Genomic DNA, 24,817 nt, shown 5'->3' with positions numbered 1-24,817 from the left:
GGCCCCGAATGGGACCGCGTAGTTTTGGTATAATGAACAAGTTCAGTTCAAGGCTGCATCGGTAATTTGATGGGTCCAGGCACCATCAGGCTGCTTGGTGATCACCGGGTCTGAACCACCTGCCAGCAGCGTGCCAACAGTCCGCTCAAAATCCGCCGGATCCAGCGCGCCATTCGAACCTGCGGTCAGCTTGGCAATCTCGCCCATCATGCGCTTTTGATGTTCTTCGGTCTGAGCGCCCGTCGCATCATTTTCTAAAACGATATCCGCTGCTTCATCCGGGTTTTCTTCGGCGTATTTCCAACCCTTCATCGAGGCGCGTACGAACCGCTCCATCTTATCGACGAATGCATCATCACTCAGGTTCTCTTCCAGAACATACAGACCGTCTTCCAGCGTCGCGACGCCCTGATCTTCGTATTTGAAGGTCACCAGCTCATCGGGGCTGACGCCTGCATCAATGACCTGCCAGTATTCATTGTAGGTCATAGTGCTGATGCAATCGGCTTGACGCTGCAACAGCGGGTCAACGTTGAAGCCCTGCTTCAGAACTTCGACACCGGATTCGCTCTTGCCGCCTGTGTCGATACCAAGCTGGCTCATCCAGCTCATGAACGGGAATTCATTGCCAAAGAACCAGACGCCCAGTGTGCGGTTCTTAAGATCTTCGGGCGAGGAAATACCTGCATCCTTCCAGCAGGTCAGCATCATGCCCGAGCTTTTGAAAGGCTGCGCAATGTTCACCAGCGGCAAACCCTTTTCCCGCGCAGCAAGCGCCGCAGGCATCCATTCCACGGTTACATCCGCACCGCCGCCCGCAATCACCTGAGTGGGCGCGATGTCGGGACCACCAGGCAAGATTGTGACGTCCAGCCCTTCTTCCTCGTAGAACCCTTTGTCCTTGGCCACGTAGTATCCCGCGAACTGAGCTTGCGTGACCCACTTCAATTGCAGTGTCACTTCGTCCGCTGCCAGTGCAGCACTGGCTGCCAAACTAAAGGCGGCGACCGCCCCGCTAAGTAGCTTCTTCATCTTCATGTCTCCTAGTTGCTGTTGATGCCCCGTTTTCGGGGTCTGTTAAGGTTTTGTTGTTATCCACGTTGCGACGGATGCCAGAATGTCACCGCCTTTTCGATCATCGCCATCAAGCCATAGAACGCTGTTCCGGCCAAAGCCGCGACCACGATTTCCGCCCAGACCATATCCAGCGAAAGCTGACCAACGCTGGTCGAAATCCGAAAGCCCATTCCCAATGTTGGTGAGCCAAAAAACTCGGCCACGATAGCACCGATCAAAGCAAGGGTCGTAGAGATTTTCAAGCCATTGAAAATAAACGGCATTGCAGCAGGCAGGCGCAGCTTGAGGAAACTCTGCCAATAGGTTGCGGCATAGGTCTCCATCAGATCGCGCTGCATGGCAGTCGCCTCGCGCAGCCCTGCGACCGTGTTTACCAGCATTGGGAAGAACACCATGACAACGACAACCGCCGCCTTGGACTGCCAATCAAACCCGAACCACATGACCAGAATGGGCGCCGTCCCTACAATCGGCAGGGCTGCCACGAAGTTCCCCACAGGCAGCAGCCCTAGGCGAAGAAAGTCCCAGCGATCCACCGCGATTGCCGTCAGGAAGGCCGCGCCGCACCCAATAATATACCCGCTCAAGGCCCCCTTGATGATGGTCTGCACAAAGTCAGCCCACAGGATGGGCAAACTGTCGGCAAACCGCACGGCGATGACCGACGGGGCCGGCAGAATGACCAATGGCACCTCAAGCCCGCGGACGACCAGTTCCCAAATCCCGACAATCGTCAGGCCAAAGATCAACGGTGCAAGGAACCGAACCATTCGCATATCCGCATAAGGCCCGCTGGCGAGGCGACTGTTTAGCCACCAGCCAAACAGCCACAGCAGGATTGCACACAAAACCAACATCATTGCGCTATCCCCATCCGCTTTAGAACCGTCCGTTCGATCAGCCCAAGCAAACCGACAAGACAGGCCGCCAATATCGCGGCAGCAAACAGCGCCGACCAGATTTGCACCGTCTGACCATAGTAGCTGCCGGCGAGCAGACGCGCTCCCAGCCCGGCGACAGCACCGGTCGGCAGTTCTCCGACAATGGCCCCGACCAGCGAGGCAGCGATACCTATCTTCAATGAGGTGAACAGGTACGGCATCGACGCAGGCAGGCGCAGTTTCCAGAACCCTTGCGACCGACTGGCGTTATAGGTGCGCAACAGGTCAAGCTGCATCGCATCGGGGCTTCGTAGACCTTTGACCATACCCACGACGACCGGGAAGAAACTCAGATAAGCCGAAATGACGGCCTTGGGGATAATCCCCTGAATGCCTACGGAATACAGAACCACAATGATCATCGGGGCCAAAGCGATGATCGGGATCGTCTGGCTGACGATGGCCCAAGGCATCACCGACATATCCATAACGCGGCTATGCACAATTCCGACCGCCAGCAAAATGCCCAAACCTGTCCCAATCGCAAAGCCCAGAACCGTCGCGCTGAGCGTCACCCAGCCGTGATAGATCAGCGACCGTTTCGAGGTAATCTTCTTCAGAACCGTCGTCTCCCACATCTCAATCGCAACTTGATGCGGTGCGGGCAGACGGGGGCGATCCTGTTCCCATGTTGCGGGAATGGCAAAGCTGTTGTTTAGCACCAGACCCAGCTCGGACATATCTCGGCGATCCTTGGCCGAAGGCGGCTGCACTTCGGCACCTGCGCGTTCCTGCTCGGTCAGAACCCCTTTGATATTCATCGGAACACACGCCGCATACCAGAAGGCCACGATCACGGCGAGGACAGTAAGAACCGCCCAGAACGCTTTGAAGCCAGAACTATTCATCCGAGTGCCCCGCCCGCAGCCCTTCACGCACGCGATGGGCAACTTCGATGAATTCCGGCGTGTCGCGGATATCCAGAGGCCGCTCTTTGGGCAGAGGGCTGTCGATCACATCCGTAATCCGACCCGGCCGGGGGCTCATGACCACAATCTTGGTGCTGAGATAGACCGCCTCGGGGATCGAGTGCGTCACGAACCCGATAGTCTTTTCCGTCCGTGCCCACAGCGCCAGAAGCTGTTCATTTAGGTGGTCGCGCACGATCTCATCCAGCGCGCCAAAGGGTTCGTCCATCAGAAGGATATCAGCATCAAAGGCCAATGCCCGCGCGATACTTGCCCGCTGCTGCATCCCGCCTGACAACTGCCATGGAAACTTCCCACCAAACCCTTCAAGGTCAACGAGTTCCAAGACCTTCTTGACGCGATCCTCTTGCTCGGCTGAGGAATAGCCCATAATCTCAAGCGGCAGTTTGATATTCTTGGAGATTGTCCGCCACGGATACAGACCCGCCGCCTGAAACACATAGCCATAGGCCCGGTTCCGCCGCGCCTCATCCGGGGTCATGCCATTGACGATCAACGTCCCGCCCGTCGGCGTCTCAAGCGCCGCGATACAGCGCAAAAAGGTGGTTTTGCCGCAACCCGAGGGGCCGATAAAGCTGACGAAATCTCCCTTGTCGATCGTCAGGTTCACGTCCTTCAGCGCGTGAACCGGACCGTCGTTTGTCTGGAAGGTGAGATCCAGTTGTTTCGCCTCTATTACAGGCTGCGCGGTGCTTTCAGTATTCATTCCAGTGCCTTGAAAAGGTTCGGTTATGGGCCGCTTCCAAAGCAGCCCAACCAGATCACACGCCCGTCGCCGGGATTCCCGTCCGTTCAACGGGCCGCGGGGCCGTCAATTCCTTCCACGTACTCAGCGCGCGGTTCACATGCCCGTTCGGTTCTCGAGCCACAAAGTCACCATGTCCTTCCTGAGTACGAATTTCCCCATCATGAACCGCAACCTGGCCCCGTGTAAGAGTAAAGCGCGGCAGGCCCTTGACCTCTTTTCCCTCGAACACGTTGTAGTCAATCGAGGATTGCTGCGCGTCGGCAGTGATCGTCTTGGTCTTTTCAGGATCCCAAACCACGATATCCGCATCCGCGCCCACAAGTATCGCGCCCTTTTTTGGATAGCAATTCATGATCTTAGCGATGTTTGTTGATGTAACGGCCACAAACTCATTCGGGGTCAGACGCCCGGTATTCACCCCATAGGTCCACAACATCGGCATCCGATCTTCCAACCCGCCAGTACCATTCGGAATCTTGGTGAAATCACCCACGCCATAGCGTTTCTGCTCGGTCGTAAAGGCGCAATGGTCGGTCGCCACAACGCTCAGCGTTCCCGAATGCAGCCCGTTCCACAAGCTGTCCTGATGCTGCTTGTTCCGGAACGGAGGACTCATGACCCGGCGCGCGGCATGATCCCAATCTTGGTGGAAATACTCGCTCTCATCCAAGGTCAGGTGCTGGATCAAAGGCTCCCCCCAAACCCGCTTGCCCTGCATCTTGGCCCGGCGAATGGCCTCATGCGCCTCTTCGCAGGATGTATGCACCACGTAAAGTGGCACTCCAGCCATGTCCGCAATCATGATGGCTCGGTTCGTGGCCTCACCCTCGACCTGCGGAGGGCGGGAATAAGCGTGCGCTTCCGGCCCGGTATTACCCTCGGCCAGCAGTTTCGCGCTCAACTCAGCTACCACATCGCCATTCTCGGCATGAACCATCGCAATCCCGCCCAGTTCGGCCAGACGCTTGAACGAGGCGAACAGTTCATCGTCATTCACCATCAGCGCGCCCTTATAGGCCATGAAATGCTTGAAAGTGTTGATCCCCCGCGTCTCGATCACGGTCTTGATGTCATCAAACACCTGCTCGCCCCACCAGGTGACGGCCATGTGGAACGAATAATCACAATTCGCGCGCGTAGACTTATTGTCCCAGCGTTTCAACGCATCCAGCAGGCTTTCGCCCGGATTAGGCAGCGCGAAATCGACCACCATCGTGGTGCCCCCGGCCAAAGCCGCCCGCGTCCCGCTTTCGAAGTCATCGCTGGAATAGGTGCCCATAAACGGCATCTCCAGATGCGTATGCGGATCAATCCCGCCCGGCATCACATAACATCCGGTCGCATCCAGTTCCTTGTCACCCTTCAGATCCACCCCGATTTCAGTGATCACGCCATCTTCGACCATCACATCCGCCTTATAGGACAAATCCGCGGTCACGACGGTCCCGTTCTTGATAACAGTGCTCATTTTGATCTCCCTGTTGCGGTCTGCGCCGCTTGCTTCATCTGGCTAAAAATATCCCGGGGGAGTCGCCCTCGGGCGACGGGGGCAGCGCCCCCTATTCCACGATCTCCGCTGTCTCGACGACCGCATGAAACAGAACATCCGCCCCGGCAGCCGCCCAGTCCTTGCTGATCTCTTCAGCCTCGTTGTGGCTCAACCCATCCACACAGGGGCACATCACCATGGCCGTCGGCGCCACCCGATTGATCCAACACGCATCGTGCCCCGCCCCCGAGATGATATCCGTATGCGAATAGCCCAGCCGTTCGGCCGCATCCCGCACCGCCGCGACGCAACTGTCGTCAAACTTCACCGGGTCAAACCCACCAACCTTTTCGAACTCAATCTCAAGGCCCATCTCTTCCACGATGTCCTCAGCCGCAACCCGAAGGCGCGCCTCCATATCTTTGATCACTTCCAGTTCAGGTGACCGGAAATCAACCGTAAACACAACCTTGCCGGGGATCACATTGCGAGAGTTCGGGAAGACATCGATATGCCCCGCCGCCCCAACCGCATGAGGTGCATGGGACCACGCAATCTCATCTACTTTTTCAAGAATTCGCGCCATGGCGAGGCCAGCATTCTTGCGCATCGGCATCGGGGTCGAGCCAGTATGCGCGTCCTTTCCGGTGACTGTGATTTGCGTCCAGCTTAGGCCCTGACCATGGGTAACGACACCGATGTCTTTTCCTTCGGCTTCGAGAATCGGACCTTGCTCGATGTGCAGCTCAAAGAAGGCGTGCATCTTGCGCGCTCCGACCTCTTCATCCCCGCGCCAACCGATCCGCTGCAATTCTTCGCCGAACTTCTTGCCCTCGGCATCCTCGCGATCATAGGCCCAGTCCTGCGTGTGCATCCCTGCGAACACGCCTGAGGACAACATCGCAGGTGCATAGCGCGTGCCCTCTTCATTTGTCCAATTGGTCGCGACGATCGGGTGCTTGGTCTTAATCCCCAGATCATTCAGAGTGCGGATAATCTCCAGCCCGCCCAGAACTCCCAAGACACCATCGTATTTTCCGCCCGTAGGCTGCGTGTCCAAATGCGAGCCGACATAGACTGGCAAGGCTTCGGGATCCGTCCCCTCGCGACGCGCGAACATGTTGCCCATCTGGTCCAGCCCCATCGAACAGCCCGCGTCCTCGCACCATTTTTGGAACAGCGCGCGGCCTTCGGCATCCTCATCCGTCAGCGTTTGACGGTTGTTCCCACCCGCCACACCGGGGCCAATCTTGGCCATCTCCATCAGGCTGTCCCACAACCTGTCGCCATTGATCCTGAGGTTCTGCGCCGGAGCTGCCATCTTGTTTTTCCCTGTTGCTTGCGATTTGGCTCGCTTTTGGTGTCTTGATTTGACCATCTGGTCAAACTCACGCTATCACGGGTTCGAGATCAGTCAAGAAATTGCAGGACTCAGCCAGATTTTTTGCCCTATTCAGCACCCGCCTGCCGGAAAAAGAGACACCCTGAAAACATGCCTGAAGACCGCGCCCCGACCAGAATTCAGAAAAAGAACCGCGCCGCAATTCTCGACGCCGCACTTAATGTGTTCTCAGCCCATGGATTCCGTGGCGCAACGGTTGACCAGATTGCCGCCGAAGCCGGACTAAGCAAGCCCAATCTGCTGTATTATTTCCCATCGAAAGAAGCGATTCACACCGCGCTGTTGTCTGGCCTTCTGGAAACATGGCTGGCCCCTTTGCACGATCTTGATGTACAAGGCGACCCGATGGAAGAAATCCTGGCGTATATCCAACGCAAGCTAGAGATGAGCCGCGATCTGCCCCGCGAAAGCCGTCTGTTTGCAAATGAACTGGTACAGGGCGCGCCACGCATTCACGATTCGCTGTCCAATGACCTAAAGGCCCTGGTCGATGAAAAAACCGCGATATTGTCCGATTGGATGGATCAGGGAAGGATTGCGCGACTGCACCCCTATCACCTGATTTTCTCCATCTGGGCGCTGACCCAGCACTATGCGGATTTTGACGTTCAGGTTCGGGCGATCCTAGGGGATGAAGACCCATATGAAGGGGCCGAGCCGTTCGTTGATACGCTCTATCGTAAGCTACTGACGCCATAAAAAGGGGCCAGCGCTGGCCCCTTTCTTTGCTTACTCAGCTGCTTTTGCCATGGGATTGTTCGGGTGCGTCGTCCAGTTGGCATAGTCTGGCTGAACCTCGCGTCCTGTACGTGGGTCAACCTCTCCGGCCGTCATCGGCACCATCGAGATACAGCCGTCAACCGGGCAGACATCCACGCAAAGATTACAGGCGACACATTCGTCATCCATGACCTCGAACACGCGGTCATCGGACATGGAAATCGCCTGATGACTGGTGTCTTCGCAAGCCGCATAGCACCGGCCACACTTGATGCACTGGTCCTGATCAATTTTGGCCTTCGCCACGTAGTTCAGGTTCAGATACTGCCAATCTGTGACATTCGGAACGGCAAGACCAACAATTTCCGAAACGTCCTTATAGCCCTTTTCGTCCATCCATTTGGACAGGCCAGCGGTCAACTCGTCGATGATCTTGAAGCCATAGGTCATCGCCGCCGTACAAACCTGAACGGTGCCACATCCCAACGCCATGAACTCTGCCGCGTCGCGCCACGTGGTCACGCCGCCGATGCCGGAAATCGGCAAGCCGTGCGTCGCTTGCGCCCGCGAAATCTCGGACACCATCGACAGAGCAATCGGTTTCACCGCAGGGCCGCAATACCCGCCATGGCTGCCCTTGCCATCAATCGAAGGCTCGGGGCTGAACGTATCCAGATTGACGCTGGTGATCGAGTTAATCGTGTTGATCAGCGACACCGCATCGGCACCGCCGTTCTTTGCCGCCTCGGCAGGTTTGCGAATGTCTGTGATGTTCGGCGTCAGCTTCACGATGACCGGGCGATCATAGTACTTTTTGCACCAACGCGTGACCATCTCGATATATTCCGGTACCTGCCCCACGGCGGAACCCATGCCGCGTTCACTCATCCCGTGCGGACAGCCAAAGTTCAGCTCAATCCCGTCTGCGCCGGTTTCCGCCACGCGCGGCAGGATGGCTTGCCAGGCCTCTTCCTCGCACGGCACCATGATCGAAGCGATCAGCGCACGGTCCGGGTAATCCGATTTAACCCGCGCCATTTCTTCAAGGTTCACCTCCAACGGGCGGTCCGTGATCAACTCGATGTTGTTCAGGCCCAAAAGCCGCCGATCGGCACCATAGATCGCGCCATAACGCGGCCCGTTCACGTTCACGACCGGAGGCCCCTCGGCCCCGAGCGTTTTCCAGACCACGCCACCCCATCCGGCCTCGAAAGCGCGGCGGACGTTGTATTCCTTGTCGGTCGGCGGCGCCGAGGCCAACCAATACGGGTTCGGGCTTTCAATACCCAGAAAGTTTGTTTTTAAATCAGCCATCTATCCGGCCTCCCTGATGCAGTTCTGCATCTTTATCTGTGGGTTTCACGCAGTAAGGCTTGCGTGGATATCCATTGCGGCATCGCGGCCCTCGGCCACGGCAGTCACGGTCAGGTCTTCGCCACCAGCAGCGCAGTCGCCCCCGGCCCAGACACCTGCGATCGAAGTACGCCCGGCCCCAGTTACAGCAATCTTGTTGCCGTCCAGTTCCAAGCCTTCCGGCGCGCCTTCCAATGTCTGACCAATCGCCTTGAGTACCTGATCAGCAGGAACGCGGACCATCTCACCCGTGCCGGTCAGTTGACCGTCATGGCTGGCAGTATACTCCAGTTCGATCTCAGCGGCTGCCCCGTTTCCGTGCACGGCCACAGGCTGCACGTTGGTCATGATTTTGACCCCATGCGAAGCAGCCAAGTCCTGTTCGTATCGGCTGGCCCCCATCGCATCACGGCCGCGCCGATACGCGATTGTGACGTGTTCGGCCCCTAGCAACTTGGACTTCACCGCTGCATCCACGGCCGTCATTCCGCCACCGATGACCACGACATTCCTACCGACCGGCAAATCCGCCAAATCACCAGCCTGACGCACATCGGCGATAAAGTCGACTGCGGCCCGCACACCGTCCTTGTCGACACCACCCGCGCGCAGGGCGTTCACCCCGGCCAAACCGATTGACAAAAAGACAGCGTCATAATTTGCAGACAGACCTTCCAGCGAAATCCCCTCGCCCAGAACCGAACCCGTCTCAATGGTGATCCCGCCGATTCCAAGCAGCCAATCCACCTCGGCCTGCGCGAAATCGTTGGTCGATTTGTAAGCCGCGATCCCGTATTCGTTCAGTCCGCCCGGCTTGGGTTTGCTTTCGTGAATGACAACGTCATGACCCAGCATGGCCAAACGATGCGCACAGGCCAGACCCGCAGGGCCAGCCCCTACAACGGCCACTGTCTTGCCGGTAGGTGCAGCACGCTCAAACGGGTGCGCACCATCGGCCATCACGCTATCTGTCGCATAACGCTGCAAACGTCCGATTTCCACTGGCGAGCCTTCTGCGGTTTCGCGCACGCAGGCTTCTTCACACAGCGTTTCGGTCGGGCAAACGCGGGCGCACATTCCACCAAGGATATTCTGCGCCAGAATAGTTTCACCCGCCGCTTCGGGTTGTCCGGCCTGAATCTGTCGCATGAACAGCGGTATGTCGATGTCTGTGGGACAAGCCGTCACACACGGCGCGTCATAGCAAAAATAGCACCGATCAGCAGCCACGGCAGCCTCATGCGGGGCCAATGGCGGATGCAGATCCGTGAAATTCGAGGTCAGCTCATCGCTGGAAAGTCGCCCGGAAACTATGCCGGGGACCATCTGGCCCTGTGCCATCGCTCTACTCCCTGTAGATATGTTCGTTATGATCTCAGCTTGCCACAATCTGATTTTTTATCAATTGGTAAAATTTGCCAATTGGTCAAAAAATGAAAAAACCGGGCCAAAAAGCCCGGCTTCACCGTTCTAATGCCTGTTTTTAAAGCAATCGCGGAATTCAGATCATCTGGTTCAGGTGGCCGGACTTCATCCAAACACGTGCGCCAGATGCCCCGGCTTGCGCGCTAGACTTCTCTCCGGGTGGTAGCCTGAGCCAGTCCCAGACCGCAAAATCCTCGGACGATTCCTGCACCGAGCCTTCGATTATGAACAGCTCAAGCCCTCCGGCAGCGTCCAATTCCACCGTTTCGCCGGGGCCTAACGTCAGAACCCGCACGTCCTCTTGCGCGTCTTTGAAGAGTTGCATGTTGCTCTCACCGTTGATTGAACGCCGCACTTGGGTCCGGTCCTCGGGGTCGAATTGGTGCAGCTTGACCAATATCGTCGCTCCTTCCTTTGCCGAAGGCGTATGGGACGATGTCGGCGGGTTCCGCACGTAACTGCCCACAGGGAAGTCACCCGTTTCATCCTGAAAGACGCCATCCAGAACAAGGTATTCCTCACCCCCATCATGGGTATGCGCGGCAAACGCGCTGCCCGGTGCAAACCGAACAATCGTCGTCGCGCGAGCGACCTCTTCGCCGATCCGATCAAGCATTTTCCGTTCAACCCCAGCAGCCGGGGACGCGACCCATTCGTTTTCGTCGAAATGAACTGCCACGCGCCTGGTGAAATCTGCGTTGACCCTCATGAGTCTTCTCCTGTTTCGTCCCGTGTCCAATAGATGGGCGTGCTGCCGCCAATTTCAAATTTCCCATTTCCGGTGCCGCGTGAACTCTGGTTTTGACGAGCCTTGCTGCGTACAGTACGTGCAACACAAATAATGCGCCAATGAGCGGCCAAATTCCGAAAGTCCCTCGATGCAGGCCAAGACCCCAAAGTTCAACGTCGTAATCGTCGGACAGAACAACCGCCTACAGTACGAGGCGCTTTTGTTTGCCGCTTCGTTGCGGCACAGCTCACCGGATTTTGCGGGCAGATTATTCGTTGCCTCACCCAATTCCGGGCCGCGTTGGTCCCAAGACCCCGGGCTACAAAACGAGGATGTACTTAAGGCTTTGAAGCAGTTGGACGCCGAGGTTTTGCCATTCGACAACCTCGTATTTGGTGAAAGCTATCCCAACGGCAACAAGATTGAAGCCTTGCTCGCGCTGCCCGAGGGTGAGCCGTTTGTGTTTCTTGACAGCGACACGCTGATCACCGGGGATCTGAACAGCGTCGCATTCGATTTTGATCGTCCAAGCGCCTCGCAAAAAGTCGAGGGGACATGGCCCCGCCCAACACTGTATGGTCCCGGCTTTGATGGCATTTGGGGCGCATTGTACCGCCGGTTCGGACTGGATTTTGACAGCTCTTTGGACAGATCGCAGCCGCACGACTACTGGCGGCGGTATCTGTATTTCAATGCCGGTTTTTTCTATTACCGCTGTCCCAAAGAGTTCGGGGAACGCTATCTGGAATATGCCCGCACCATCCGGGACGAAGACATCCCCGAAATGGCCGGGCAAACGCTGACCCCTTGGTTGGATCAAATCGCACTTCCCCTTGTCATCCATTCGCTTGGCGGAGGGCGTGACACCCTGCCCCAAGGTCTGCTGGATGGATCGGTGAGCTGCCATTACCGCCTGTTTCCACTGCTATACGCACGCGAGAGTGACCAAGTGGTCGAGGTGTTAGAAACCGTCGTTGCACCGAACAAGATCAAGAAAGTGCTCAAGGGGTATGAGCCGATCAGAAAGTTGGTGATCCAGCGCAAAGGGCATAAGATCCGTCAGATGTTCGACCGCGACAACCTGCCCCAACGCGAACAAGTCATTCGCAACAGGATCAAAACTAGCGGCCTTTGGATGCGTTGACTGGGTTGTTGTGCGCAAGCGCCCAATCGCCTAGAGAGTCAGCAACACACATTCCAGAGGGAGAGTTCAACGATGTCAGACGGTCCAACCTACGGCTTTGACACGCTTCAAATTCACGCTGGTGCGCGCCCTGATCCGACAACGGGGGCGCGTCAGACCCCGATTTACCAGACAACGGCGTATGTCTTTCGTGACGCAGACCATGCGGCCGCCCTGTTCAACCTGCAGGAAGTCGGCTTTATCTACTCTCGCCTGACCAACCCAACCGTGGCCGTTCTGCAGGAGCGTATCGCCACGCTGGAAGGTGGTGTGGGCGCTGTCTGCTGTTCTTCGGGCCACGCGGCGCAAATCATGGCGTTGTTCCCGTTGATGACTCCGGGCTGCAATATCGTTGCTTCGACGCGCCTTTATGGGGGGACCGTTACGCAGTTCAGCCAAACCATCAAACGCTTTGGCTGGTCCGCCACATTTGTAGATACGGATGACGTAGACGCGGTGAAGGCCGCCATCGACGACAACACCCGCGCGATATTCTGCGAATCCATCGCCAACCCAGGCGGATACGTCACCGATATCCGTGCGCTGGCAGATGTCGCCGACGATGCGGGCATTCCTCTGATCGTCGACAACACCTCGGCCACCCCATACCTGTGCCGCCCGATTGAGCATGGCGCGACGCTGGTGGTGCATTCGACCACCAAATACCTGACCGGCAACGGCACCGTAACGGGCGGCTGCGTCGTGGATTCGGGCAAATTCGACTGGTCGGCGAATGACAAATTCCCCTCGCTCGGCCAGCCTGAACCCGCCTATCACGGCCTGAAGTTCCACGAAACGTTCGGCCCGTTGGCTTTCACCTTCCATGGCATCGCCATCGGTCTGCGCGATCTTGGCATGACGATGAATCCGCAAGCTGCCCACTATACGTTGATGGGGATAGAGACCCTGTCGCTGCGGATGGAGCGCCATGTCGAGAACGCTCAGAAAATCGCGGCCTGGCTCGAAGCGGATGACCGGGTGGAATACGTGACCTATGCAGGGCTGCCCTCGTCGCCTTACAACGACCGGGTCAAGGCGCAGTACAAGAAGGGCGCTGGCGCGCTGTTCACCTTTGCTGTCAAAGGTGGGTATGACGCCTGCGTCAAGCTGGTGAATGCGTTGGAAATCTTTAGCCATGTGGCCAACCTGGGCGATGCACGGTCACTCATCATCCACTCGGCCTCGACCACCCACCGCCAGTTGACCCCCGAACAGCAAGAGGCCGCAGGTGCCGGCCCCGGCGTTGTGCGCGTATCCATCGGGATCGAAGACGCCGGCGATCTGATCGCTGACCTGGATCAGGCACTTGCAAAAGCGTCGGCCTAAATCATGGTCGAGCACGTAACGAACGACTTGGGCCAACCCATCGGATTGCCGGTTTCGGGCGAGTTTCCACGCCCGACTCCGCCCTACACGCCGATGGAGGGGCGCTATTGTTCGGTCGTGCCACTGGACGTGAACCGGCATGCGCCCGGATTATACCGGGCGTTTGCCAACGATACTGACGGACGGAACTGGACCTACCTGCCATACGGTCCGTTCAAGGCCGAAGAAGACTTTGAAGTTTGGGCGCGTGCATCGTGCGTAGACGCTGATCCGATGTTTCACACGGTACTGGATCACGAGGGCACCCCGGTTGGGATGGCCTCGTTCCTTCGGATCGACCCCGCTGCGGGCGTCATCGAGGTTGGGCACATCCACTTTTCGCCGCTATTGCAGCGCAAGCCGCCCTCGAGCGAAACAATGTTTCTGATGATGCGCCGCGTGTTCGATGAGCTGGGCTACCGGCGCTATGAATGGAAATGCGACGCACTGAATGCCCCGTCACGCAGCGCGGCCGAACGTCTGGGATTCACATTCGAAGGGATTTTCCGGCAGGCCGCGCATTACAAGGGGCGCAACCGGGATACGGCTTGGTATTCCATACTCGACACTGAATGGCCCCGCGTCCGTTCCGCGTTCGAAGCATGGCTGTCGCCCGACAATTTCGACCAAACGGGCCAGCAACGCCATCCGCTGCAGGCCCGCGCCGAAAGCTAGGGTTACTCTGAAATTCCGAACTCCATCGAAACGGTGACAGAGATCGAGATTTCCCCGCCTGCGACCGGCACACCACCTGAGTCTGCCATGTTGAACTCGCGCATCTGAGCGGCAGGTCGGACGCTTGCGACCTGTTCATTGATCGTTTGGACCGGGCCCAAAGTCAGGTTCGCAGCTTGTGCCAATTGTTCAGCCTTGGCGGTCGCTTCGGCGACGGCCTTGGCCCGCGCTTCGGCCTCAAGGGGTTTCGGGTCTTTGACACCGAAACTGAGGCCGCCGAAGTCATTAGCCCCGTCCTGAATAACAGCGTCCATGAGCGATCCAAGCTGCGAAAGGTCCTGAACACGTACGATCACCCGGTTCGAGGCGACAAATCCCGTGATCTCTGCCTTTTCTCCGGCCTGGTTGCCGCGCCCGGACCACACAGGCGACAAAGAGACATCTCGGGTCTGGATATCCTGCGCTTCTACTCCCAGTTCCTCCAACCTGCTGAGGATCTGAGATACAGCGACCGACGTGGCCTGCATCGCGGTTGACGCTTGCGTATCCTCATTCGTGACACCCAGAATGATCGTCGCCATATCCGGGGCCGTCTGAACGGTGCCAGCGGCGGCGACTGAGATGCGACGTTCTTCCGCATGTGCCATTCCCGCAGTGGTCATGGCCAGCACGACGGCCAGAAAAGCAAGGTTCTTCAAGGTCTTCCCTCCAAATTCATTTATACTAAGATGGGGTGGCAACGGTCTGCCGAACAAGGGGAAGGATTGGCTTTTTCTTTCCCTCGGCGGGATCCTGCTTTAATGTCAGTCTGCGGACGAGACATCGCCCGCGTTGATGATGACAATTGTGGTTCCTCCGGAATATGAAACCTGCCTTTGCGCTGTCTTTTTCTTCTGCCGGGATTTCTTTGCACCACTTCGCGGACGATGAGTGGTTCTGCGTTGGCGAAGTTTCCTTGGATGTGGAAGACCTGAACGCGCAGATCGAAGACCTGCGCAACAAGGGTTTCGCACTGGAAAACGACCTGAGTTGTAGGCTGATCCTTCCAACTGATCAGGTCCGGTTCCTTTCGGTCGAAACCGATGCGTCTGATCCCGCCGGGACGGATCAGCGCGTTCGAACTGCTTTGTCCGAGGCAACGCCCTATGAACTGGACGAATTGGCGTTCGACACCGTCAGCAGCGGCTCAACCACTTATATCGCCGCGGTCGCCAAGCAGACCCTGAAAGAGGCGCAGACATTTGCTGCCGATCACGGGTTCATCCCGGTAGAATTTACAACACAAGTGGACGATCAGGATTACCCGGCCGACCCCCTGTTTTCCTTGGCAGACCAACCGATTGCGCACCCTGCCGCCCCCATCACCCCAGAGGAGCCTGACGGCCTTGCGGTTCATGCGATAGCCGCATCTTCGACCCCGGCTGAGTTCCGCTCGGCCCCGTCGCAGGCGACCGCTGGTCAAGGTTCTACTGCAGGAATGAAACTGCCCCAAGGCCTTGCGATACCATTGGCAGCAGCGGCGGTGATCGCGGTGGTTTTGATCGGTTGGGGCGTTTTCGGCTCTGATGGCGATGTGCCTTTGGATGCGGAACTTGCCGACGTACAGGAAGAACCGGTTGAACCTGTGCCGTTGCCTTTGCAAACCGAAGCTTTGGACGTCGAAGAATCGGAAACGGCAAGCGTCACCCTACCGGAACCCAAGGCGCCGCCGGCAGATGAAGACTTGGCGGGTGAGATTTCCCCAACCGACGCCGCGATCCTTGAGGCGTTGAACGAGACACCAACAGACGCCGCAATTCTTGAGGCGCTAAAGATCGCCCCGACTGTCGTTGAAGATGTCGCACAAGATCCCGAGCCAGAGCCCGTACAGGTACATGCCAGTGCACAGATCGTCGTCCCCGCCCTCCTGCCTGACCCCGAACCCGCCGTACCTGAGACGGTCTATTTTACGTCAATCGACAAATCCGATCTTTCGCGGGATGCGATCGCCTTGCCGGAGGCCGGCAGCTTTGACACTGACACCCCGTTTGAGCAGGTCGCCGACCCGACCAAGCCCGGCACGCGTTTCGATCTGGACGACCGGGGGCTTGTTGCGGCCACAGTGGACGGCACACTGAATCCCGATGGCATCGTGGTCTATTTAGGGCGCCCAGCGAAGGTGCCGCCAGACGTTCCGGTTCGCTTTGAACAAGAACCCATCGTCGAAGAACTGACCTCGCGTTTGGCAGAGTTACGCCCGAAACCCCGGCCCAGTGACTTGATTGAGCGCTTCGAGCGTCAGCAATTGGGTGGACGAACGCGCGAAGAACTGGCCAGCGTCAGGCCCAAGCTGCGCCCCAAATCTGTTCAAGAGCGGCCACAGGTTGATCACACGCCAACGGCGCTGGCGGTGGTGCGCGTACCGCGCCCCAAACCGCGCCCGGCAGGGCTTATTCAAAGACAGGAAACAAATACGGCCCGGTTGGGGTCAGCCGCAGCAGTTCCACAAAATAACGATGAGGCGGGTTCTTTCCAGGCACGGGCCGTTGCTCCGAAAATTCCGTCTTCTGCATCGGTTGCCCGTCAGGCGACAATCGACAATGCGATCAACCTGCGCAAACTTAATCTGATTGGCGTCTACGGCTCCCCGGCAAACAGGCGCGCGCTGGTGCGGCTTCCCAGTGGCCGCTACAAAAAGCTGAAGGTCGGGGATCGGCTGGATGGCGGAAATGTGGTCGCCATTAGTGACAGCGAGTTACGCTATCAAAAACGCGGTCAGAACGTGACCCTTCGAATGCCACGAAGCTGACGAAAAGGCTCAGAGGCTGAGTCGCACCCTCTGAGCCTTACGTTAGCCAGTCCTTTTAAGCCGCGGAAATCTCGCCGCTTTCGATCTGCTCACGCTCGATGGATTCGAACAGGGCCTGGAAATTACCTTCGCCAAATCCATCGTCACCTTTGCGTTGAATGAACTCGAAGAAGATCGGACCGATGACGGTCTTTGAGAATATCTGAAGCAGAATGCGGGTCTCGCCCCCATCCAGAACGCCTTCTCCGTCGATCAGGATTCCGTGTTTCGTCATCCGGTCCAGCGGTTCTTCGTGATCAGCGACCCGATCCGTAGACATCTTGTAGTAGGCTTCGTTCGGACCTGGCATGAATTTCAAACCCTTTTCCGCGATTGCATCGGTCGACGCGTAGATATCTTCGCTGCCCACGGCGATATGCTGAATGCCTTCACCCTTGTACTTTTTCAGGTACGACACGATCTGGCCCGTTTCGCCACGATCTTCATTGATCGGAATGCGAATGCGTCCGCAGGGCGACGTCAATGCGCGGCTGAAAAGGCCGGTGAACTTTCCCTGAATGTCAAAGAAACGAATTTCGCGGAAGTTAAACAGATCACCGTAGAACTTGAACCATTTGTCCATGTTGCCCTTGTAGACATTGTGCGTCAGGTGATCGAGGTAATAAAACCCGTCACCGCGCGGCTTTGATTGCTTGGTCCAGGTGAATTCTTCGTTATAGGGCGAGGTATCGTAATACTGATCAATAAAATAGATCAGCGACCCACCAATCCCCTTGATCGCAGGGACGTTCATTGTCTTGTCTTCGGCGTCATAAGGCTCTGCCCCTTTGGACACAGCGTGCTCATACGCTTTTTGGGCGTCCACTACCCGCCACCCCATCGAAGGGGCGCAGGGGCCGTGCTCGGCCACAAATTTCGCGGCAAAGCTATCTTCGTCTGCGTTCAGAATGTATGTCACATCCCCCTGTTGCCAGAGTTCAACCGCCGGTTTGTCCTTGTGATGCCCAACCAGTTCGAACCCCATCTTGGCAAACAGGTCGCGCAGTTCCTGAGGATCGGGGTGAGCAAACTCAACAAACTCGAACCCGTCGGTTCCGGCGGGGTTTTCAGAGCTGATGACAGATTTCGGGGCGTTGTGCGGGAAAGGACCCATGGCGCGTCTCCGTAAATAACAGGAATTTCTTTGCTGATTCCAAAATACGCCTTATCCAATGCTTTTTCTGCGCATTGTTTTCGTGTAACCTAATATAGAACGCGCGATTTGCGCATGGTTTACGAATATTTTAGAGAATTTTCGCATATGCTGGACTCCACCGACACACGCCTTTTGTCCGAGCTGCAGAAGAATGCGCATTTGACTGCGCATCAGTTGGGGGAAATGTTGAACCTGTCGCCTAGTCAGGCAGGGCGGCGACGGCAAAGGCTTGAGGCTGAAGGCTATATCACAGGCTATGCTGCCCGGCTGGATCCGCTGAAATTGGGACTACAGGTTCAAGGCTTCATACAGGTTCATCTGGGCACCCACGGCCCCGAGCAATCCGAAAGCTTTTCCCGCATGGTCGACACCCGCCCAGAGATCACCAGCGCGTGGACGATGACTGGAGAAGCGGATTATTTGCTCCATGTTTATTGCGACGATCTTTCTGCCCTGAACCGCTTGCTTCACCAGGTGATACTGCCGCATCCTGCAGTAGCCAGAGTGCAAAGCCAGATTGTGATGGACCAGCTCAAGCGCGACGCGCCGCTGCCCACCTGACCCGAACGAAAGGACCAAAATGGACGACTTCCTTTATCAGGCGACAATCTATCTGGCCGCCGCGGTGATTGCCGTGCCTTTGTCGGCCCGTCTGGGTTTGGGATCTGTTCTTGGATATCTGGCAGCCGGGATTGTGATCGGCCCCATGTTCGGCCTTGTCGGGGCTGAAACAGAAAGCCTGCAGCATGTCGCTGAATTCGGCGTCGTCATGATGCTGTTCCTAATTGGGCTAGAGCTTGAGCCGCGCGCCCTTTGGGATATGCGGGACAGGCTGTTGGGCTTGGGTGGTCTGCAAGTACTGCTATCGACGGCTGTGATCGCGGGTGTTGCTATTTATGCAAACCATCCGTGGTCTGTTGCCCTGGCCGTTGGATTGACCTTGTCTTTGTCTTCAACGGCGATCGTCTTGCAAACCCTTTCGGAAAAGGGGTTGATGCAAACGAACGGGGGGCGCGCCACCTTTTCCGTGCTTTTGACACAGGATATCGCGGTTATCCCAATTCTGGCGTTGCTGCCGCTTTTGGCCATGCCTGCCATGCCTCATTTCGAAGATGACGGCTCTATCGACCGTGGGGTGAAGGACCTTCACGATACCGCGCATCACAGCTTGTCGCTGGTTGAAGGGCTACCGGGTTGGGCCGTGACGCTTGTCACCATCGGCGCGGTTGCATTTGTCATTCTTGCCGGGATTTACCTGACGCGCCCCTTGTTCCGCTTTATCCACGCAACCCGTCTGCGCGAAATGTATACGGCGCTTGCCCTTATGATCGTAGTCGGCATTTCCTTCCTGATGACCCTCGTGGGCCTGTCCCCTGCCCTTGGTGCGTTTCTGGCCGGCGTGGTTCTCGCCAGCTCAGAATTCCGTCACGAGATGGAAAGCGATCTGGAGCCGTTCAAAGGCCTGTTTCTTGGCCTGTTCTTCATCACGGTCGGCGCCGGAATTGATATCGGCTATTTCTTCAATGACCCGTTTGATCTGATTGGGTTGGCCTTGCTGGTCATCCTGGCCAAAGGGATCATTCTGTATCTGGTTGGTCGCGCATTCAAGCTGCGGGGACGTGATCACTGGCTGTTCACACTGGGTCTGGCGCAAGCTGGTGAGTTTGGCTTTGTTCTTCTGGCCTTTTCGACCCAGCAGAACGTGATCCTCCCGGACCTGTCGCAAAAACTGTTGATGATCATCGCGTTGACGATGCTGATCACACCGCTTTTGTTTATCATCTTCGACCTGCTCTCGCGGCGTATCGGCGAGGGAACACCAACCCCTGAACCGGATGAGATCGACGAGAAAGGCCCAGTGATCATTGCAGGCATCGGTCGCTTTGGTCAGATCGTAAACCGTTTGGTGCGCGCCAGCGGTTTCAAGACGATCGTTTTGGATCACGACATCGAAACGATCCAGCTTATGCGCCGCTTCGGGGTCAAGGGGTTTCTAGGCGACCCCACCCGACCCGAACTTTTGCGGGCCGCGGGGCTTGAGAAAGCTGCGGTTCTGGTTGCGGCGATGGACGATCCAAAGACGGTCACCCGTCTTGTCAGTTTTGCACGCCGCCAGCGCCCCGACCTGCACATCGTCGCGCGCGCGCATGATCGTACCCATGTTTATGAGCTGTACCAGGCCGGCGCGGACGATATCGTGCGCGAGATGTTCGACGGATCACTACGTGCGGGCCGGTATGTCCTCGAAAATATCGGACTTAGTGAGTACGAGGCAGCCCACGCCGAACAGACCTTTTATCACCACGACAGGATGTCCGTCCGCGAGCTTGCTGAACTTTGGGTTCCCGGAATGCCGACGGCTGAAAACAAGAAATACATCGAACGCGCACAGCAACTGGAAAAAGACCTTGAGACCGAGTTGCTGGAGCTTTCCGAAAAACACGCGAAAAAGTCCGCGTGATCCGTCATGGATCAGGCTGCATTGATTACCCGTCCGACACGCCTGCCTCGGCAAATGTCGCCATTCCGGAATGGCAGGCCACGGCGCTTTTCAGGATATTGATTGCCAGCGCTCCTCCAGAGCCTTCGCCAAGACGCAGGCCAAGGTTCAAGAGCGGCTCTTTACCTAACTTTACCAAAACGGCCCCATGCGCGCCTTCGGCACTTTGATGTCCTGCTACGGTGTGGTCCAACGCGCCTTTGACCGTCTCAGCCAAACAAGCTGCGGCAGCAGAACAGATGAACCCATCCAAGATGACAGGAATGCGCAATGCACGGGCGGCAGCGATCGCTCCGGCCATGGCCGCGATTTCCCGTCCCCCAAGTCGGCGCAGAATTTCCAGACCATCGCCCGTGCCTGCATGCAAGGACACACCTTCGGCGACGACCCGCGTCTTGTTTGCCAGACCCGCATCGTCAACGCCGGTTCCACGCCCGGTCCAATCGGACGCCTCGCCGCCGAACAACGCACACGCAATCGCAGCCGCCGGGGTGGTATTTCCTATCCCCATCTCACCAACAACCAAAAGGTCAGCATTGGGGTTCACCGAGCTCCACCCGGTTTGCAACGCCTGCAGCAACTCATCTTCCGACAGGGCTGGTCCGGTTGTGAAATCCGTTGTCGGGACATCCAGATTCAGCGCGTGTACGTGCATGGTGGCACCGGCGGCCTTGGCCAATTGGTTGATCGCCGCTCCGCCATGCTCAAAATTCGCAACCATCTGAACGGTCACTTCAGGCGGAAAAGCTGATACATCCTGCGCAGTGACCCCATGATTGCCAGCAAAAACGATGACCTGAGGCGCGATTATCTGAGGGCGCGCATCTTGACGCCATCCGGCATACCAGATCGCCAGATCTTCCAGCCGCCCCAACGCTCCCGGTGGTTTTGTCAATTGACCGTTTCGTTCAGCCGCACCTTGCGCGGCATCATCGTCAGGACCGGGGGCCCCGCTCAGAGCTTGACGAAAGGAATTCAGATCGGTCAGTTCGGGCAGCATTCAAAGCCTCGTTGCATCAGAGTGGTCCTGCGTGTTTAACCAAAGCGATCAATCCGGCAAGACCCAGAAAGGCATGGGAGTGCAAAAAACCGACACCAACCTCGTTTCCAGATGGGATATTCCTGTGGCGCTGGTTCTTTTGACACGCCTACCGCTTCCGCGACTGCCTGAACACGTTTTTGAACGCCAGGCAGATGCGGCCTGGGCCTTCCCTGTTGTTGGGCTGGTCGTCGGCCTACTTGCCAGCGCTATCGGGTGGGCCTGCGTCGCAGTAAACCTTCCGCCCTTGGCCAGCGCAATACTCGTCATTGCCGTTCTGATACTGTGCACGGGTGCCATGCACGAAGATGGGCTTGCGGACACGGTAGATGGGTTTTGGGGAGGGTTTACCCCCGAACGACGGCTTGAAATCATGAAAGACAGCCAAATCGGAACCTATGGCGTCCTGGCTCTGTTGATATCGCAAGGCCTGCGCGTCGTTTTGATAGCGACGCTGCTGTCCCAGGGTGGCTTGTCGGGCATCTTAGCCGCATGCATCGTTTCCCGCGCAGCGATGCCGGTTTTGATGGCCTCACTTCCAAATGCACGGCGCGCGGGCCTAAGCCACTCGGTCGGGGCACCCAGTGCTGGTTCAGTCGCATTGGGCGCGTTGGTTGCACTGGTATGTGCGATGGTTTTGGTAGGTGCCCCAGCAATGGCCGCGATACTGGTTATTGCCATATGCCTGTTTGTTATCGCCGTTGTCGCAAAAGCCAAGATCAGAGGCCAAACCGGAGATGTTCTGGGCGCAACGCAACAAGTGTCCGAAATCGCATTCCTGCTGGTTCTGGTCGTAGCGTCCTAAGAAACGCCTCCGGTTTCGATTTTCAGAACTTCGCCGCAATGCTTGCAATGCACTGCGTCGGGATCATGGCGAAACAGACCACAGCTTGGGCACTTGTGGCGCACTTTCTGCGGCATAAAGATCGCTTGCGCCAATCGAACAAACAGCGCGACGCCAACAACCATAATGAACACTGAAAACAGCTTCCCCCCCGGTGTCGCCAAGGTGATGTCACCAAAACCGGTGGTCGTCAGCGTTGCCATCGTAAAATACAGCGCGTCGATATAGGCAGTCTGACTCTCCTCGGGGATAAAAAAGACCAGAACAGCGGTTGAGGTCACGAACACGAACACCAACAGGTTAATGGCCGCTATCACGGCGTCTTCGTGGGTTCGGAAGAACTCAACATCACGGCGCAAATCTCTGAGCAGGTGATAGGAGTGAATCAATCGCAACGCGCGCAGAATACGCAGGAACGCCAGATTGCCGGAAACGAATGGATCCAGCATCAACGAAATGATCACGACCAGATCAGCAAGCGTGTAGACCTTGAAGAAAAGTTTCCACCGATCCTTTGATATCCAAAGCCGCGCCGAGAAATCGCACAGGATCAACAGACCGATGAACATGCTTAGAACCGTCAGCCCCGGCCCGTGCGGAACATGGGCCGTAGCGACAAAGAACACGATCGTCACAAGATCAAACAGGATCAGCCCATAGCGGAACCAGACGGAAATCGTATCGCGCCCGATATAGAGATACTTGAGGGTCTGCTTTACCTTGGCCATGTACCCGCCTCTGTTTACAGGGAAATTACCCGCAATCAGGCAATTCACCAAGCGCTTGGGCACGAAAAAGGCCGCCCTGTTATCAGAGCGGCCTTAAATCGACATTCTGCGAGGTCAGGCGGCGGCTGCGCGCGAGGTCAGAACCTCATCCACTTGTTTGGCAGCAGACACTTCGCCGGCGCCGGAAACAGCGGCAACTTCACGGGTCAGACGTTCCAACGCGGCTTCGTAAAGCTGACGCTCGGAATAGCTCTGCTCACGCTGGTCATCGGTGCGGTGCAGGTCACGAACCACCTCGGCGATCGAGATCAGATCGCCCGAGTTGATCTTTTGTTCGTATTCCTGCGCACGGCGCGACCACATGGCCCGCTTTACCTTGGCCTTACCTTTTAGGGTTTTCATCGCCTGACTAATCACATCTGGCGAACTCAGCGAGCGCAGACCGGATTCGGTGACCTTGTTGGTTGGGACCCGCAGGGTCATTTTGTCTTTTTCAAACGAGATGACGAACAGCTCAAGCGAGTATCCCGCGACTTCCTGTTCTTCGATCGAGATGATCTGACCCACGCCATGGGCAGGGTAAACAACGTAATCGTTCGGGCGGAACTCAAGCTTTTTCGACTTAGACATACAGGTTCATCCTTGTTTCCAGAGCGAAGGACAGACAAAACAACACACCAGCCCGCGCCATCTTCGGCCCGGTCAGGCGGTGTATTTGTCAATAAATCAGAACTCCAAAGCGCACATACTTACGGAGCACATCCCCAACTCAGTCATCATTCAGCTTTTGAGTATATCACAAAACTGAGACATACGAAAGCAGCACAGTTCAGGTGCCTTACAAAACTATTTTTGTCCAATAGCTTAGGCGGTATTTCCGATATTGACTGACCGGTTGATAAAAACGAATCGGTTAGCCGCCCTCACCCGGAGCTTCAGAGAAATACTTCTCCATCTTACCTTCTTCGCCGTCACGTTCTTCGGCCTCGGGCAGCGGGTCTTTCTTGGTCACGATCACCGGCCACATTTCCGAGTATTTCCGGTTGAACTCGACCCATTGATCCATCCCCGGCTCGGTATCGGGGCGGATGGCGTCTGCAGGGCATTCGGGTTCACACACGCCGCAGTCGATGCATTCATCGGGATGAATGACCAACGTGTTCTCACCTTCATAGAAACAATCCACCGGGCATACCTCGACACAGTCGGTGTATTTGCAGCCAATGCAGTTTTCAGTGACAACGTAGGTCATGGTCGGATTCCCGTTTGCGCTTTGGGCGTCTAGCTAAATCAGTCTGGCGTCAGCTTCAAGATAGGATCAGCTATCTTGAGTGCGAGAAAGATCAAGAGCACGCCGATCTTTCTTGGTTGGACGACCTTTTCCCTCGAACCCGGGATTTCGTGGCGGTGTGTCCTGTTTTTCGGTCAAATCAACATAAAGCGTTTGAGCTTCGGTCGCAGGCCCGCGACGATCACCCAGCTTTTCCACGCGGACAACCCGAACGATGCGGCCCTGCGGGAAGGTTAATACATCACCGGTGCCGATGGCTGTCGCCGGTTTCAGCACCCGGTTGCCGTTAACGCGCACATGGCCGCCGCTGACCTGTTTGGCAGACAGGCTGCGGGTCTTGAAGAACCGCGCCTGCCACAACCATTTGTCGATCCGCAGCTTGCTCTCGGACATCA

At 56.9% G+C, this 24,817-nt stretch carries 24 protein-coding genes; 8 read left to right on the top strand and 16 right to left on the bottom strand.

All coding sequences use genetic code 11. The annotated features are described in order from the left end of the window. Positions 1 to 42: 42 nt before the first annotated feature. The 6 genes from GOX75_RS03155 to GOX75_RS03130 all read right to left on the bottom strand — a co-directional run bounded on the left by GOX75_RS03155 (position 43) and on the right by GOX75_RS03130 (position 6,505). On the bottom strand, positions 43 to 1,032 hold the full coding sequence (locus GOX75_RS03155) for an ABC transporter substrate-binding protein (protein WP_171121144.1): 990 nt from the start codon (positions 1,030 to 1,032) through the stop codon (positions 43 to 45). 59 nt (positions 1,033 to 1,091) lie between these two features. After that, positions 1,092 to 1,937: an ABC transporter permease gene (locus tag GOX75_RS03150; protein WP_171121143.1), complete on the bottom strand. Its 846-nt coding sequence runs from the start codon at positions 1,935 to 1,937 to the stop codon at positions 1,092 to 1,094. Further along, positions 1,934 to 2,866 (bottom strand): ABC transporter permease, encoded by a 933-nt coding sequence (locus tag GOX75_RS03145; protein WP_171121142.1) that lies wholly within the window; start codon positions 2,864 to 2,866, stop codon positions 1,934 to 1,936. The genes GOX75_RS03150 and GOX75_RS03145 overlap by 4 nt, the downstream gene beginning before the upstream one ends. Continuing rightward, the gene (locus tag GOX75_RS03140; RefSeq protein WP_171121141.1) at positions 2,859 to 3,653 is read right to left on the bottom strand and encodes an ABC transporter ATP-binding protein; all 795 of its coding nucleotides are present in this window, start codon (positions 3,651 to 3,653) and stop codon (positions 2,859 to 2,861) included. The genes GOX75_RS03145 and GOX75_RS03140 overlap by 8 nt, the downstream gene beginning before the upstream one ends. A gap of 55 nt (positions 3,654 to 3,708) precedes the next feature. Then, positions 3,709 to 5,163: a dihydropyrimidinase gene (hydA, locus tag GOX75_RS03135; RefSeq protein ID WP_171121140.1), complete on the bottom strand. Its 1,455-nt coding sequence runs from the start codon at positions 5,161 to 5,163 to the stop codon at positions 3,709 to 3,711. Between the two features lie 91 nt (positions 5,164 to 5,254). Then, positions 5,255 to 6,505 carry a Zn-dependent hydrolase gene (locus GOX75_RS03130; RefSeq protein WP_171121139.1) on the bottom strand — a complete coding sequence of 417 codons (1,251 nt, stop codon included), beginning with the start codon at positions 6,503 to 6,505 and terminating at the stop codon, positions 5,255 to 5,257. 171 nt (positions 6,506 to 6,676) lie between these two features. Here GOX75_RS03130 and GOX75_RS03125 point away from each other — a divergent pair, with 171 nt between their 5' ends. Then, on the top strand, positions 6,677 to 7,285 hold the full coding sequence (locus GOX75_RS03125; RefSeq protein WP_171121138.1) for a TetR family transcriptional regulator C-terminal domain-containing protein: 609 nt from the start codon (positions 6,677 to 6,679) through the stop codon (positions 7,283 to 7,285). 30 nt (positions 7,286 to 7,315) lie between these two features. Here GOX75_RS03125 and preA read toward each other — a convergent pair whose 3' ends face one another. From preA to GOX75_RS03110, 3 genes are all read right to left on the bottom strand, one after another. Further along, positions 7,316 to 8,620, bottom strand: a complete 1,305-nt coding sequence (preA, locus tag GOX75_RS03120) for an NAD-dependent dihydropyrimidine dehydrogenase subunit PreA (protein WP_171121137.1) — start codon at positions 8,618 to 8,620, stop codon at positions 7,316 to 7,318. Positions 8,621 to 8,665: 45 nt separating this feature from the next. After that, a complete protein-coding gene (locus GOX75_RS03115; RefSeq protein WP_171121136.1) occupies positions 8,666 to 10,000 on the bottom strand; it encodes an NAD(P)-dependent oxidoreductase in 1,335 nt (444 codons plus the stop codon). A gap of 160 nt (positions 10,001 to 10,160) precedes the next feature. Then, positions 10,161 to 10,793 (bottom strand): cupin domain-containing protein, encoded by a 633-nt coding sequence (locus GOX75_RS03110; RefSeq protein ID WP_171121135.1) that lies wholly within the window; start codon positions 10,791 to 10,793, stop codon positions 10,161 to 10,163. A 169-nt stretch (positions 10,794 to 10,962) separates the two neighbouring features. Between GOX75_RS03110 and GOX75_RS03105 the strand changes: the two genes are divergently transcribed. The 3 genes from GOX75_RS03105 to GOX75_RS03095 all read left to right on the top strand — a co-directional run bounded on the left by GOX75_RS03105 (position 10,963) and on the right by GOX75_RS03095 (position 14,037). Then, positions 10,963 to 11,958: a hypothetical protein gene (locus GOX75_RS03105; protein WP_171121134.1), complete on the top strand. Its 996-nt coding sequence runs from the start codon at positions 10,963 to 10,965 to the stop codon at positions 11,956 to 11,958. A 72-nt stretch (positions 11,959 to 12,030) separates the two neighbouring features. Next, positions 12,031 to 13,323 (top strand): O-acetylhomoserine aminocarboxypropyltransferase/cysteine synthase family protein, encoded by a 1,293-nt coding sequence (locus GOX75_RS03100; protein ID WP_171121133.1) that lies wholly within the window; start codon positions 12,031 to 12,033, stop codon positions 13,321 to 13,323. 3 nt (positions 13,324 to 13,326) lie between these two features. Next, a complete protein-coding gene (locus tag GOX75_RS03095) occupies positions 13,327 to 14,037 on the top strand; it encodes a GNAT family N-acetyltransferase (protein ID WP_171121132.1) in 711 nt (236 codons plus the stop codon). 2 nt (positions 14,038 to 14,039) lie between these two features. On the opposite strand, the gene GOX75_RS03090 is transcribed toward GOX75_RS03095, so the two are convergent. Then, positions 14,040 to 14,735, bottom strand: a complete 696-nt coding sequence (locus tag GOX75_RS03090; RefSeq protein ID WP_171121131.1) for an SIMPL domain-containing protein — start codon at positions 14,733 to 14,735, stop codon at positions 14,040 to 14,042. A 164-nt stretch (positions 14,736 to 14,899) separates the two neighbouring features. Between GOX75_RS03090 and GOX75_RS03085 the strand changes: the two genes are divergently transcribed. Further along, entirely contained in the window at positions 14,900 to 16,825 is a 1,926-nt protein-coding gene (locus GOX75_RS03085; RefSeq protein ID WP_171121130.1) for a hypothetical protein, read from the top strand. Positions 16,826 to 16,880: 55 nt separating this feature from the next. Here the strand turns inward: GOX75_RS03085 and hppD are convergent, their stop codons facing one another. Continuing rightward, complete coding sequence (gene hppD / locus GOX75_RS03080; protein WP_171121129.1) at positions 16,881 to 17,978, bottom strand: 4-hydroxyphenylpyruvate dioxygenase; 1,098 nt, start codon at positions 17,976 to 17,978, stop codon at positions 16,881 to 16,883. 147 nt (positions 17,979 to 18,125) lie between these two features. Between hppD and GOX75_RS03075 the strand changes: the two genes are divergently transcribed. Beyond that, complete coding sequence (locus tag GOX75_RS03075) at positions 18,126 to 18,581, top strand: Lrp/AsnC family transcriptional regulator (protein ID WP_171121128.1); 456 nt, start codon at positions 18,126 to 18,128, stop codon at positions 18,579 to 18,581. Between the two features lie 19 nt (positions 18,582 to 18,600). Beyond that, a complete protein-coding gene (locus GOX75_RS03070) occupies positions 18,601 to 20,481 on the top strand; it encodes a monovalent cation:proton antiporter-2 (CPA2) family protein (protein WP_171121127.1) in 1,881 nt (626 codons plus the stop codon). Positions 20,482 to 20,506: 25 nt separating this feature from the next. Here GOX75_RS03070 and cobT read toward each other — a convergent pair whose 3' ends face one another. Further along, positions 20,507 to 21,520: a nicotinate-nucleotide--dimethylbenzimidazole phosphoribosyltransferase gene (gene cobT, locus GOX75_RS03065; RefSeq protein WP_171121126.1), complete on the bottom strand. Its 1,014-nt coding sequence runs from the start codon at positions 21,518 to 21,520 to the stop codon at positions 20,507 to 20,509. Positions 21,521 to 21,551: 31 nt separating this feature from the next. Here cobT and cobS point away from each other — a divergent pair, with 31 nt between their 5' ends. Continuing rightward, complete coding sequence (gene cobS, locus GOX75_RS03060) at positions 21,552 to 22,364, top strand: adenosylcobinamide-GDP ribazoletransferase (protein WP_371808135.1); 813 nt, start codon at positions 21,552 to 21,554, stop codon at positions 22,362 to 22,364. Here the strand turns inward: cobS and GOX75_RS03055 are convergent. The 4 genes from GOX75_RS03055 to GOX75_RS03040 all read right to left on the bottom strand — a co-directional run bounded on the left by GOX75_RS03055 (position 22,361) and on the right by GOX75_RS03040 (position 24,815). Then, a complete protein-coding gene (locus tag GOX75_RS03055) occupies positions 22,361 to 23,131 on the bottom strand; it encodes an ion channel (protein WP_171121125.1) in 771 nt (256 codons plus the stop codon). The two genes, cobS and GOX75_RS03055, sit on opposite strands and share 4 nt — an antisense overlap. A gap of 114 nt (positions 23,132 to 23,245) precedes the next feature. Further along, positions 23,246 to 23,761: a CarD family transcriptional regulator gene (locus GOX75_RS03050; RefSeq protein ID WP_170348382.1), complete on the bottom strand. Its 516-nt coding sequence runs from the start codon at positions 23,759 to 23,761 to the stop codon at positions 23,246 to 23,248. A 283-nt stretch (positions 23,762 to 24,044) separates the two neighbouring features. Further along, the gene (fdxA, locus tag GOX75_RS03045; RefSeq protein ID WP_171121124.1) at positions 24,045 to 24,383 is read right to left on the bottom strand and encodes a ferredoxin FdxA; all 339 of its coding nucleotides are present in this window, start codon (positions 24,381 to 24,383) and stop codon (positions 24,045 to 24,047) included. Between the two features lie 66 nt (positions 24,384 to 24,449). Next, the gene (locus GOX75_RS03040) at positions 24,450 to 24,815 is read right to left on the bottom strand and encodes an RNA-binding S4 domain-containing protein (RefSeq protein ID WP_171121123.1); all 366 of its coding nucleotides are present in this window, start codon (positions 24,813 to 24,815) and stop codon (positions 24,450 to 24,452) included. Between the last annotated feature and the right edge of the window lie 2 nt (positions 24,816 to 24,817).

The sequence above is a fragment of the Ruegeria sp. HKCCD7251 genome (genome assembly GCF_013031165.1).
Taxonomy (GTDB): Bacteria; Pseudomonadota; Alphaproteobacteria; order Rhodobacterales; family Rhodobacteraceae; genus Ruegeria.
Note: the sequence above shows the minus strand (reverse complement) of the source record. Positions and strands in the feature narration are given on the sequence as shown.